Consider the following 12348-nt stretch of genomic DNA (forward strand, 5'->3'; position numbering starts at 1 on the left):
CGGCATGAGTGGATCCACAGCTGCGGCACGGTCCTCGGCGACTGCCACATCCTGTGCGGCATTCGAAGACGCCCGTCGGCCGTCACGCTCACCGGCGGCAACGTCAATGACTGCACTCAGTCCGAAATGACTGCACTCAGTTCGAGGCAGTGATGGCCCGCGTCCGCATCCAGCGGTGCGGGCCGCCGGGCGGAATGCCGCGGGCGAGGAATCGCCCGCGGCAGGTCGGGACTTCGCGTGACGGGGTCAGAACTGGTTCTCGCCACCATTGACGTGCAGGGTGGTGCCAAGCATGAAGCTGCTGTCCGCGGAGGCAAGGAAGGCCACGGCGGCGGCTACCTCCTCCGGGCGCCCCCTCCGGCCGATCGGCACTCCTGCCGCGAGTTCCGCCTTGACGGCGGCCGCGTTCTCCTGGCCGATGGCGATGTCGACTCCGGGGGTGTCGATCGCGCCCGGCGCGACCGTGTTGACTCGGATGCCCCTGCCCTTCAGCTCGTTGGCCCAGGTTCGCGCGAGGGACCGGATCGCGGCCTTCGACGCCGCGTACAGGCCGAAGGCCTCCCGGCCGTCGTCGGCGCGGATGGAGTCGTTCAAGATCACCGAGGCGCGGTCGTTGAGCAGCGGCAAGGCTTTCTGCACGGTGAGCAGTGTGCCCCGGACGTTGACGCCGAAGATCTGGTCGAACTGTTCCTGAGTGGCCTGTGCCAGCGGTGCGAGTGTGGCCAGGCCCGCGTTGGCGAAGAGCACGTCCAGACCCCGGCCTCGGGCACGGATCGCGTCATACAGCCGGTCCAGGTCGGCCGGCTCCGCTATGTCGCCCTGCACCGCGGTGACCGCGGAACCGATCGACTCGACGGCCCTGTCGAGCGCGTCCTTGCGCCGGCCGGTGATGAACACATGGGCGCCCTCGGACGCCAGCCGCGCGGCGGTGGCCAGGCCGATTCCTGTGCTGCCGCCGGTGACGACGGCGGTCTTGTCTTGCAGCTGTCCCATTGCTTGTACTCCCGAGATTTAGATACCGATCGGTGCAGAAAGAGACCGTAGCACTTCTGCACCGAACGGTATCTAGGCGGTAGGATGGACCCGTGGAGATCGAGACCACCCGGAGAGCGCCTCTCGGCCGGCCGAGAGGCTTCGACGCCGACGAGGCCCTGGAGCGGGCGATGATGGTCTTCTGGGAGCAGGGCTACGAAGGCGCCAGCCTGACCGACCTGACCAGTGCCATGGGCATCACCCGCAAGAGCATGTACGCGGCCTTCGGCAACAAGGAGACGCTGTTCCGCAAGGCCCTGGAGCGCTACACCGAAGGCCCCGCCACCTATGCGGCCCGCGCGCTGGAGAAGCCGAACGCCCGGGAGGTGGCCACGGCGTTCCTCGCCGGCTCGGTCAACACCACCACCCGCCCCGGCCGCCCCGCCGGCTGCCTGGGCGTGCAGGGCTCGCTGGCCGCCGGCGACTCCGGACGGGTCGCCCAGGACGCCCTGATCGCCTGGCGCGAGGACGGTCGAATCCGCCTTCGCCACCGGTTCCAGCAGGCCGTCGACGAGGGGGACCTGCCCTCGGACGCGGACCCGGACCTGCTCGCCCGATACCTCATGACCGTGGCGAACGGCATCGCCGTCCAGGCCGTCGGCGGCGCCAGCCGCTCCGAACTCCAACAGGTGGCCGACGCGGCGTTGCGGAACTGGCCACCCCTTTGACAGTAGGCGCCCTCAGCCGCCTGTCGCGACCTCGGAAGCGAGAACCCCCGCCCACCCGGACATCGCCAGCCATCAAGGCCCACCCACTTGGACAATGAAGTCAGTCGCCGCAGATCACAGGGCCACCGTCGACCGACCTCACCGGCCACGAACACCACACCACACCACACCATGAAAATCTGCTGCCGAATCTGCTGCTGGACCTACCGCTGGGACTCGTGAACATCGCCAGGCGGCGTATCGGCCGATCGCTCTGTGATGGTTTCGCCGCGGTGGAGGCCCCGAGCAACTCGCAGCCGCCCCCTGGAAGGCCAAGGGCCATGCGGACGCGCGCACTGGACCATCACCACGGACGGTCTGCGGGTCAATGACATGACGGTGACTCCTCATGCCGCAACCCCCGTCAACCGCTTCCCACTGCCAAGGTGCCAAGTGCCAAGGGGCAGCCTCGCCCGGGTGACGGCGGCACCGGGCCAGTCGACACGGTGCCACTGGGCGCCGGCGTCCGCCTGATGCCACAGCGCCGCAGCATCGCTCGTTGGCCAGCCTGGCCCGACCTGGGCCACCTCACTCCTACTCGACGATTCCTACAACTCCTTACCCACTGAGTCCTACAACCCTCTACTCGCTGAGTCCCACAACTCCCCAGCGCCGCCGTGCGGCTTCGGCAAGGACTCGGTGCCAGTCCTCCAGCAGATCCGTGAACTCGTCGAAGCCGCCGATCCACCCATCGGGGGCAGCGGCGTGCTCGTCGAAGGCCGCACGCAGTCCGCCGAGCCGAGGTCGTATCCGTTCCGACGTAGCGGCCAGTTCCCGCACGCTGTCCGGTGACCGTGCGAGCAGCACGCCGTAGCTGACGGCAGGGTCATCGCTGAAGAAGCCCGGATCCACATGGTCCGCCTCGCCGTCCAACCCGCCCCAGATCAGTGCGCGCAGGAAGGTGTCCAGCTCGGCCCGCAGCGGCGGTTCGGCGTGGTCGCGCATGCGCTCCCAACGTTCCCCGGCCCAGAAGTGGGCCTTGAACGAGCCGCAGGTGCGCGTGAACTCGTACAGAGCGAAGCAGTCACTGTGGGGTCCTTCGGGCCATTCCCAGTCACCGTCGACCGCTGGGGCGTCCCAGTCCCACAGCCCGGTCTCATCGGCGTACCAGGCATCCCTCAACCGCGACAGCCTCTCCCCCGGCGGGGCCTCAGCCAGCCACGACCAGTCCGCGATCAACACATGGATGTCCAACCCCATGACCACGACAGTACCGAGCGCCCGCGTCACCAGGCCCGGGCGCTACCGCCCGCCTCGCACGCTGGCAACTCCAAACGGACAGCCGGAAGCGTGGATGACTTCAGGAGCCTTGGCACAGCGCGGCAGGAGCCCGGCAGTCCCACGGCATGTAGTCCCGCTCCGGGCAGAGATCGAGGGGATCCGGCTGGCGCGCTCCGTGTGTGTGCACTCCGCGCGTGTGTGCGCTGTGATGCTGCGGAAACCAGCCGTTGGTCAATCGTGAGGGCCGGAGCGGTCGCACCAGCGAGCCGATGAGCCGGCACCGGGCACCTCGCCCTGCCACGGTTGGCCCTCGCCTTCCCTGCTGCCCCGCAACTCGGTGGGGGGAGGAGACATGCCTCGGTACGGGTGGGCTCGCGGGATCTACTGTCACCAGCTCGCCGACGGGCCAGTGTGCTGGCGATCTCCAGTGGTCTCCACAGGCGTACCAGCTCCAGGTGCCGCGGGCCGTGCCCCGTGCGGCCGCGCCCACTTCCATAGGCGGGCGCGCCGGGTGGGCTGTTGGGCGGTTGGGCGGTTGGGCGGTTCGACCTGTCGCCGTACCGCCCACCCCACTGCGGGTCTGTCTCCGGGTCACTCCGTTGTGGCGACCGGGCCGACGAAGGTGCCCGGGCGGGTGGCGCCCGACTGATCCAGCAGCGCACCGCCGTACGGCCAGTCCAGCACGATGTTCCGGCGCTCGTTCGGCGGTGTGATCACTACCTGGTTCGGTGCGAACTTCCGGTCATCCTCGCGGGTCGACGCCAGGAAGGTGATGTCGAAGACGGCCTTCCCGCCGGCATCGAGCCGGACGGACTCCGGCTTTTTGTTACTGCGTCGCAGATCCCAGGTGCTGCCGTGGGTGGTCTGGAACTGGACGCCGGGGAAGCCGGCCAGGGTGCACCCGGTCGTGCCGGTATTCGTCAGCACCACCCGGGCAGTCTGCTGCCCGTCGTAGTCCATGTCCGGTCCACCCTCGAAGGACGACCACGCGGCCTTGAGGTGGCCGCTGGTGCACCGGCGCGCCGATGAGGAGCCGTCGGAGGCGCTGCCCGCCTTGGCCTCGGCCGCCTTGCCGGAGCCGCCCGTGGACCCGCCGGTGCCGCCGGAGGAACCGCCCGGGTCGATGGTGGGCGTGCCACCCGGGTCCGGGTCGACGGTGGGTGTACCGCCCGGGTGGATGGGCGTGGCGGCCGAGGACGGGCCCTGCTGGGCATCGGTTGCGGTATCGCCGCCTCCACAGGCGGTGAGCGAGAACGCCGCAGCGGCGATCAATGAGGCCACCGCGACGGTGCGGGTGCGGCGAACAGCGGTCTTGCGCGGCATGAAAACCCCCTGGTGGTTGGCGTGCTCCCGGGACGCGGTGCCTTCCGCGTCCTGCACACCACCCTGTTCGCCGCCGCTGTTGATCGACTAATCCCTGACTAACGCATCCCTGGCGCGCCGCCACTCCTCCACGTGTTCGTTGCGCTCGCGCCACCGCTCCTCCGTACGCAGGCAGGACATGTATCGCCGAACACCCACAATCTCACCCGTACTTCAATCCACCAGCTCCTCCTGAACCAACCAGGCCGGGCGATGGTTCGGCTTTCTCGCAAACCTGGAAGGGACATCCGCGCTTGGGTCAAGGAATGGAACGAGAACCCGACCTCCGGCAGGCCACAAAGTGAACCGGGGTGCCATCCAACGGGCAGATGGCACCCCGGGCAGGTCGTGGGCGCCAGGGGGTTGTCTGGTCACCCGGGGCATGCGCACTAAGGAAACAGGGTTTCGTGCGCCGGCCTGTGACCTGCCACCCGCCGAGGGGGACTAGTCCTGGCGGGAGTAGGCGGCGCCTTCGGGCGCGGGTGTTGAGCGAGCAGCATTGGCGCTGCCGGCCGGCTCAGAGGCCTTGACGGTGAATTCCCTCTGGTCGATCAGCATTCCGGTGTCCCATTTCCGTGCCGCCACGTCGCACTGGGGCGTGTGCCCTTCCGGGAGGACCCGAGACACGTCGAAGACGCGCTTGTGGTGGCCGGGGCCCACCTGTGGTGGCCGGAAGCGCTCCCCTTGTGATGGTCGGAGGTGCTCCGCTTGTGGTGGCCGGAGATGGTCCGCTCGTGGTGACTGGAGATGTTGGGGCTGTCGACGAGCGGCGTACGGCAGTCACCTCTTTTGGGCGGACCATGATGCGATGCCGTCTTTCTTCGTGTCGGTGACGGTGCGGCGGCCGCCGTGCGCCTTCAAGGCGCGGGTCATACGCACGACTGCCTCCTGACGAGGGTGAGCGGGAGGTTCACCCGGTGAGCTGACGCTTGGCCCGCCGGCCGTCCCATTGCGGCCAGCGAGCCGGTGTAGGGGGTAAGCCCCGGTAGCCCCCTCGCTCCTGTCCCGGCGAGCTGTCCGGGCGTGAGGCCGGCGGTTCCGAGTCGAGCCGGGCAGAGCTTGGCTGAGCTGGGCGAAGCGCGCAGCGGGGCCGTCTGCTGGGCCGTCCCCTGTGCGGTCCAGCAGACGAGCACCCGATGCGGTTGCACGCCGGCGGGCTGAGCGTCAAACGCGGGGAGAAGCCGCGAATGCGGTGCCCCGGTAGCCGTGGCCGTCGTTGTTCCAGTCCAAGTACAGCGTGCCGTCGGTCAGCGCGTACTTGCCGATCGTGGTCTTGTAGGTGGGTGTGCGGTACGAGCCGTTGTAGTTGCCGCTGTAGGCGCTGTTCTCCAGCTGCTGCTCGATGCCCGGGAGCTTGTGCGACTTCACCATGGGGTCCGTCCCCGACCGGCTCTTCTTCACCATGAGCCTGTAGTAGGCACCGTCGAAGAGCGAGGAATCGTCCACCTGCCCGTACACCGGGCCGTCCCAGCTGATGCGGGCGTAGCTGTAGAGGGAGGATCCCGAGCGCTTCGCGCAGTTCCGCACGGTCACATCCCAGTTGTCCGGCGCCGGGCCGGTGTAGGACGCGTCGTCGATCGTGGCGTGACTGGTCTTGCAGTGGTAGCTCGCCGCGGACGCGGCCGGAGCCGTCGCGAGCAGGGCGCCGGAGATCGCCACCGCGGCGCACAGCACTGTGGCGGAGGTCCGTCCGGCGGAACGGGCGTGGGCCATGGATCTTCTTTCTATGGGGAAGCGACGTGCAGAGTCGCCGCCCGCTGAGGCGATGGGTGTTTTCGAGGAGGTGTTATCCGGCGGACCTGGCTGACCGCGGACGTGGCCAGGGAGGTTGTGGGCCGGGCTGCGTACGAGTCACGCAGACGCGCAACAGCCCGTCAGCCGGATGTTTTGTCTTGGGCGGCACTCAGGTCACGGTGCCGGTGCCCTCCTGCGTCAACAGGACAGCACCAGCCACCTGCCGGGCTCTCACGGCCGTGGGAGTCGTCGCGTCTGGCGGTCACGTCATCTCCCTCCTCCCTGGTGTCCGGCCGCATCTCGCGGCGAGATGGGTCCTTCATCGGTTCGGCATCGGCTTGGCCTGAGCTGTCCGGCCTGGCCCGGCCCGACCTGGTCCGGCCCGGTCCGGCCTGAACCGGCCTGGTGTTTACCGGTCCCGCGGAGCTCCGGACACAAACAAGGTATGGACGCCTCGCCTGCCCCCGTTCCGTGTGGGCTCGGCGGGGCGGACGTGACCATCATTACTGGTCATGGCCCCTCATGACGAAAAAGGGAACGGAACTTTCCCTTTCGACGATGCCTCGTAGTAATTCCCGTTGACGGGACGTCACTGTCGAGCGAGGGTCTTCCAACTGCCGAGCGGGGACCCTCCAGGCGCGGCGCAGGACCAGGCACGCCTACCGAGCGTCCGCATCATCCGATGGGTGGCAGGCGGCAGGTGACAGGAGGCAGATGGCAGGTGGCAGGCGGCAGATGGCAGGTGGCAGGTGGCAGCCGTGATGAACGCGGTGATCGTGGCGAAAGAGGGCACCAGGGGCAGGATGGCCTCGCGCAACTGAAGCAGCCACCCAGACCGGCTGACCACTTGCCCCTATTGGAGGCGCTTGTCAGTCGGCGTCGGGTTCGCCGTCGATCATCCAGGTAGCGTGTTGGAGCGGGCTGTTCTCATGCGCCTCGGTCAGCACATGGGCCCGCGTGGTCTGCCCGGTGCGCGGGTCGAAGAAAGGTCGGGGTTCGCTGCTGACGGCCACGTCGCCGTGTTCGCGAATCCATGTCGCGGCACTTCGATAGGCTTGGTGGAGATTGGGTCGTTCATTTATTCTGCGTAGAATGCGCTTGAGGTCAGGGTCGCCCGAATTGCTTTGATCGACCGCGGCGACGTGCGCCAACGCCAGAGTGCGCCAGTGACGGTCGTACGCCCTCTGGTTTCCGGCACCCAAGAGTCTGGCGGCGTGCCGATGGAACAGAATGTATTCCACGCCGTTGGACAAGGGCATGGCTCCGGGCTGGTTCGGAATGAAGGGCCCGGGCGCGAAGAGTTCCTTGTACGCCTTGTTGCAGTACACCACCCGCCATCCGATGGTGTACAGGACAGAGGGTCGCTGGATGCTGTCCACATAGGCCCGCCGGGTGGGCATATCCGGCAAGCACCGTGGGTCGATGCCGTATTGCGGCGGAGCGACGCGCCCGGCCAGTCGAAAGATGGCCGCACGGATGTCATCTGGCGGTTCCAGGCCGTGAACCAGCTCCTCCAGCTCCTCCAGGGGCAGCTCAGCCGCCCGGGCCATCCGATTGGCGACCGTCTTCACGTGGATTCCGATGCGGTCCGCAAGCGCCCTTCTGGTTGTCTTGCCGGCCTTCATCTGCAGCTCAAGCAGCCCGCGGATCAGCGCATTGGGGTCACGCCGCGTCTCCTCTCGCATTCGCCCTTCATCAGACAGGAAAGGCATGGACGGCGGGGAAGGCTTGGAGGGTGCGGGAGGCATGGTCGGCGGGGAAGACATGGAGGGCGTGGGAGGTATGGAGGGCGTGGGAGGTATGGGCGGTGGGGAGGGCAGGGAGGGCAGAGAAAGGGAGGAAGGCACGGAGGGTGGGGAAGACGAGGGAGGCGGGGAGGGCGGGGAAGACGCGGATGGCGGGGAAGGCGCGGTTGGCGGGGAAACAGCTCGGCGCGTCGGCCGCTTCCCCGTCGACGTCGACGATTCACTTTGCGAGGCGGGTGGAGTGAGGGGGCAGGCGGCGGCGAGGGACCGTTTTACGCAGTTCAGCTGTTCCTTGGTCATTCCTGACAGGAAGTGGAGCATGGCATCCTCGGGATCAGCAGCCTGATCCCATTCCTTCCGCATGCGGTCAGCGGTCCGACTCGCCTGGGTGTAAACGGGGAGATAGCCGGCGGTTCGGCTCCCCGCACTCACCACCACCCCCTTGTCCCGGAGGTCGTACACCACGGTCGCCACCGTGGGATAGGCGTACGGCGGCTCACCGCGGAGGCTGCGCCCCTCGTTGACCCTTTTGAGCAGATCGCGAATTCGCACTGGTTCACCGGGCTTGAGCCACATGTGATCCAGAATGTCGCATTCGAGATCAGTGAGATTCATGGCGGCAGCGTAGTAGAAAAGGGCGCCCGATTCCGCCTCGCCTTCCGCCCGCAGCACCCCTCCCACCTGCACTGATGTAGCATTCAACGACTACGCGGCCGCGTTCCCGGCGCGCACCGCCGGAGTCGTACGGACTTCCTCGTTCCGCCTTTGCGTGTTCGTGCGACGACCGGTGGGCAGACTTGATCAACAGCCTGTCCTGGCGCTCAGCGCCACCTACCGCAAAGGACTTCTCGCGTGGCAGTCGAAGCCGCCCCGTCTGTCGAAAGCAGAGCGATACCCCGAGTGCCGGGAGCCTTGCCCCTCCTCGGACACGCCCCAGCCCTCATCCGGGACCCCTTCGGCTTCCTCCTGTCCCTGCGGGACCATGCCGACGACCGGGGCTTGGTACGCATTCAACTGGGCTGGATGCCCGTCTACGTCGTCACCACCCACGAGCGGCTGCACGACCTCCTGGTGGGGCAGGGCAGGCGCGTGGAGAAGGGGCGCTTCTTCCAGCGCCTGAAGAGACTGGCCGGCGAGGGGCTCTCCACCGCGGACGGAGAACTGCACCGCCGCAACCGGCGCCTGATCCAGCCGATGTTCAGCAAGGAACGCATCGCCGGCTACTCCGAGATCATGAGCCGCAACGCTCGCACCCTGGCGGGATCCTGGCGGCCGGGGCAGCGCGTCGACATCTACGAAGAGGCCGCCGGCTACAGCATCGACTCCATCGCCATGAGCCTGTTCTCCTCCGACATCGGGACGCCGGCGGTGGAGACGATCCGCACCGAACTCCCTGTCCTGCTGGACATGCTCCTCAAGCGGGCCGCCTCCCCCAAGTTCCTCGATCGCCTGCCGGTCCGCTACAACCGCCTCTTCGACCGCGCCTCCCACCAACTGAGCAGCGTGATCGATCAGGTCATCGGCACCGCCCGCGCCGGCGGCCACGCCGACGAACACGACGACCTGCTGGCTCAACTGCTGCGGGAGAAGGAACTCGAGGACACCCAGGTACGCGACGAGGTGGCCACGCTCCTGTTCGCCGGAGCGGAGACCACCGCCTCGACCCTGGCCTGGGCCTGGCACTATCTCGCCCACCACCCCGAGGTGGACCGGCAGGTGGTCGACGAGGTACGGCAGGTCGCCGGCGACCGGCCGGTGACCATCGCCGACGTCCCCCAGCTGACCACCCTGCGACGCGTGCTGGACGAGGTGATCCGGCTGCACGGCGTCACCTTCTTGATGCGCCGCACCATCGAGCCGATCACCCTCGGCGACACGACGCTGCCCGCGGGAGCAGAGGTGGCGTTCTCCATGTACGCCATCCACCGCGACCCGGCCGTCTTCGGGAGCGACGCCCACGCCTTCAACCCCGACCGATGGTTGGACCACCCGGACATCAAGCGCTCGTTCATGCCGTTCGGCGGCGGCAACCGCAAGTGCATCGGGGACCAGTTCGCCCTCGCCGAGGCCACCATCGCCGTCGCGGAGGTGCTGCGATCCTGGCGCATGGAGCCGCTGCCCGGCCATACCCCGCAGCAGGTGATCTCGGCTGTGGCCCGGCCGGACCGGGTACCCATGACCGTCCAACCACGCGAGCCCGGCCCCACGGCCGGCAGCCACTGACCTTCATCGAGTCGGCCGCCTGGGGCGCCACCGCTGTGACGCCATGTGCGTCACGTACGTCATGTGCGTCACGTACGTCACGTACGTCACGTACGTCACGTACGTCACGTACGTCACGTACGTCACGTACGTCACGTACGTCACGTACGTCATGAACTTCATGTACGTGATGTGGGCGGGGCCGCGCTTCCACCGCACTCCCCCACCGGTCGCCCCGCTCACCGGTCCGGTCGGGGACCCGTTTGCACTGGCACCGCGGGGAGTTGAGGGCGGTAGTCTGTTGATCACTGCTGCTCACCACGCCCTGTGCGACGGCGCACGGGGCGTGGTAGTCCCTGCTCGGGGGCGCCGGGAAAGCCACCGTACGAACCGGCGGGCGGGACAGCAGGGGATCTGTCGCAACGCCGCTGGGAGGCACCATGTCCACCTGTCCTCACCCCCATTCTTCATCTGCACCGGCGGCGCCTCCCGGCTGCCCCGCCCACACTCCGAGCAGCTCAGCCGGCCCAGCTCCCTTGCAGCGGATCTACGGTCCCGACGCCGAGCCCCTGGGGCCGGTACTGGAGCAACTGCGCCGGCAGTACGGCGACGTGGCGCCCGTACTCGCCCCCGGTGACATCCCGGCTCACCTGATCCTGGGTTACAACGCCATCCGGGATGCGATGCAGAGCAACACCCGTCTGATGTGCGACTCCCGCCGCGGCCGCGCCTACCAGGAGGGCCAGATCACGGCCGACCACCCCCTGGCGCCGATGACCGCCTACCAACCCATCCTGGCGTTCGAGGACGGCGTCCCCCACGCCCGGCTGCGTGGCGCCGTGGTGGACGGCCTGGACTTCAACCGGCACTCCCTGCGCCGCTACATCACCCGGTACGCCGACCGCCTCATCGACTGCATCGCCTCCCGCGGCAAGGCCGACCTGGTCGCGGAGTACGCAGCACAGCTGCCTGCCCTGGTGCTGGCCTGGATGTACGGCATGCCCGAGGAGGAAAGCCCCGCCCTGGTGGCCGCGGTGCGCGACCTCACCAGCGGAAACGAGCGGGCCGCCGAGGGCAACGCGTTCGTGACCCGCGCCATGGAGGAGCTCGTCCGGCGCCGTCAGGCCGGCGAGACGGTGGCCAACACCGTAGGCGGCCGCGACTTCGTCACCCGCCTTCTGGACCACGAGGCGAACCTCAGCGAGCAGGAGGTCGTGGAGCACCTGCGCCTGGTGTTCGTCGCCGGTTACACCCCCACCGTCGCGCTGATCGCCAACACGCTGGTGGAGATCCTCACCCAGCGTCAGTTCAGTCGGGACCTGACCAGCGGGCAGATGACGCTGCCCGAGGCGCTGAACCGGGTGCTGTGGGACCACCCGCCCATCGGGCTGCTCCCCACCCGCTGGGCCGCCGGCGACATGGTCATCAGCGGCCAGCAGATCCGGGCGGGCGACATGATCATTCTGGGGATCGAGGCGGCCAACGCCGACCCCGCCGCCCGCAAGCCCGGCCCGGTCGCCCACAACGAAGGGCACCTGTCCTTCTCCACCGGCCCCCACGAATGCCCCGGCCGCGACATCGGCCGGGCCATCGCCGAGGCCGGCATCGACATTCTGCTGACCCGGCTCAGGGACCTGGAGCTGCTCGTACCCGAGACCGAACTGCAATGGCAATCGGCCTGGGTCTCCCGTCGTCTGCTCGCCCTGCCGGTCAAGTTCACCCCGCCGCGGCCCACGGGAGTACGCACCCAGCAGCCGGAGAGGGAGACCACGACGGCCGACGCGACGGCGACGACGTCCGCCGGCAAGCCGGAACAGTGGTCCATCGACGGCGGAAGCCATGAAGCGGCCCGCCAGAGCCGCCGGCCACGCAAGACGACCGGCCGTGCACGACTGCGTCGCTGACCGTCGCTGACGTCGCTCACCTTCGCTGACACCGCTGACGTCACGGACACCGTGGACGTCGCTGACACCGCTGACGTCACGGACACCGTGGACGTCGCTGATACCGCTGATGTCACTGACACCGCTTGGGGGTACCCGCCACGGTGGCCGGCGCCAAGAGCGAAGAGCGCCGGCCACTGACGTGCTGGGCCGCCCGGGATGGATCTACGCGGCCACGGCGGGAGCGGCCTGGACGTGGCAGAACAGCCGTTCTGGCGAGCACGCGGCATTCGAGCGCGCTCACATCTGGCCGCACGCCGTGGACGCAGATCCTTGACGCGGTCCGGCTCGTCCCTACCGACGAAGTTGCGGCCGTCACCGCCGACCAGTTGCGGGCAGTGGTCGAGCGCCTGGTCGCAGCCGGACAGACGGTCACTGATCACGCTTAAATGGTGGCCACGG

9 protein-coding genes and 1 pseudogene are annotated in these 12348 nt (G+C 68.3%); 3 read left to right on the forward strand and 7 right to left on the reverse strand.

Features of this window, described 5'->3' with window-relative positions; translation table 11 throughout:
• Positions 1-246 precede the first annotated feature (246 nt).
• Entirely contained in the window at positions 247-993 is a 747-nt protein-coding gene (locus IF20_RS31340; RefSeq protein WP_052868774.1) for an SDR family NAD(P)-dependent oxidoreductase, read from the reverse strand.
• 98 nt (positions 994-1091) lie between these two features.
• Between IF20_RS31340 and IF20_RS31345 the strand changes: the two genes are divergently transcribed.
• The gene (locus IF20_RS31345) at positions 1092-1700 is read left to right on the forward strand and encodes a TetR/AcrR family transcriptional regulator (protein ID WP_052868815.1); all 609 of its coding nucleotides are present in this window, start codon (positions 1092-1094) and stop codon (positions 1698-1700) included.
• Between the two features lie 621 nt (positions 1701-2321).
• Here the strand turns inward: IF20_RS31345 and IF20_RS31350 are convergent.
• The 5 genes and pseudogenes from IF20_RS31350 to IF20_RS41005 form a co-directional block, all read right to left on the reverse strand.
• Positions 2322-2939 (reverse strand): hypothetical protein, encoded by a 618-nt coding sequence (locus IF20_RS31350; protein ID WP_052868816.1) that lies wholly within the window; start codon positions 2937-2939, stop codon positions 2322-2324.
• A 612-nt stretch (positions 2940-3551) separates the two neighbouring features.
• Positions 3552-4283, reverse strand: a complete 732-nt coding sequence (locus IF20_RS31355) for a DUF4232 domain-containing protein (RefSeq protein ID WP_052868817.1) — start codon at positions 4281-4283, stop codon at positions 3552-3554.
• Positions 4284-5486: 1203 nt separating this feature from the next.
• Positions 5487-6035 (reverse strand): hypothetical protein, encoded by a 549-nt coding sequence (locus IF20_RS31360; protein ID WP_052868775.1) that lies wholly within the window; start codon positions 6033-6035, stop codon positions 5487-5489.
• Between the two features lie 890 nt (positions 6036-6925).
• Complete coding sequence (locus tag IF20_RS40220) at positions 6926-7741, reverse strand: hypothetical protein (protein ID WP_052868776.1); 816 nt, start codon at positions 7739-7741, stop codon at positions 6926-6928.
• Between the two features lie 333 nt (positions 7742-8074).
• Positions 8075-8416 (reverse strand): annotated as a pseudogene (locus IF20_RS41005) (BlaI/MecI/CopY family transcriptional regulator); the annotation flags it as partial.
• Positions 8417-8701: 285 nt separating this feature from the next.
• Here IF20_RS41005 and IF20_RS31375 point away from each other — a divergent pair.
• Entirely contained in the window at positions 8702-10024 is a 1323-nt protein-coding gene (locus IF20_RS31375) for a cytochrome P450 (RefSeq protein WP_052868778.1), read from the forward strand.
• Between the two features lie 3 nt (positions 10025-10027).
• On the opposite strand, the gene IF20_RS31380 is transcribed toward IF20_RS31375, so the two are convergent.
• Complete coding sequence (locus tag IF20_RS31380) at positions 10028-10186, reverse strand: hypothetical protein (RefSeq protein ID WP_199896835.1); 159 nt, start codon at positions 10184-10186, stop codon at positions 10028-10030.
• A 353-nt stretch (positions 10187-10539) separates the two neighbouring features.
• On the opposite strand from IF20_RS31380, the gene IF20_RS31385 reads away from it, so the two are divergent.
• Complete coding sequence (locus IF20_RS31385; RefSeq protein ID WP_199896836.1) at positions 10540-11907, forward strand: cytochrome P450; 1368 nt, start codon at positions 10540-10542, stop codon at positions 11905-11907.
• Positions 11908-12348: the final 441 nt, after the last annotated feature.

This window comes from Streptomyces niger (genome assembly GCF_000718305.1).
In the GTDB taxonomy this organism is placed as follows: Bacteria; Actinomycetota; Actinomycetes; order Streptomycetales; family Streptomycetaceae; genus Streptomyces; species Streptomyces niger.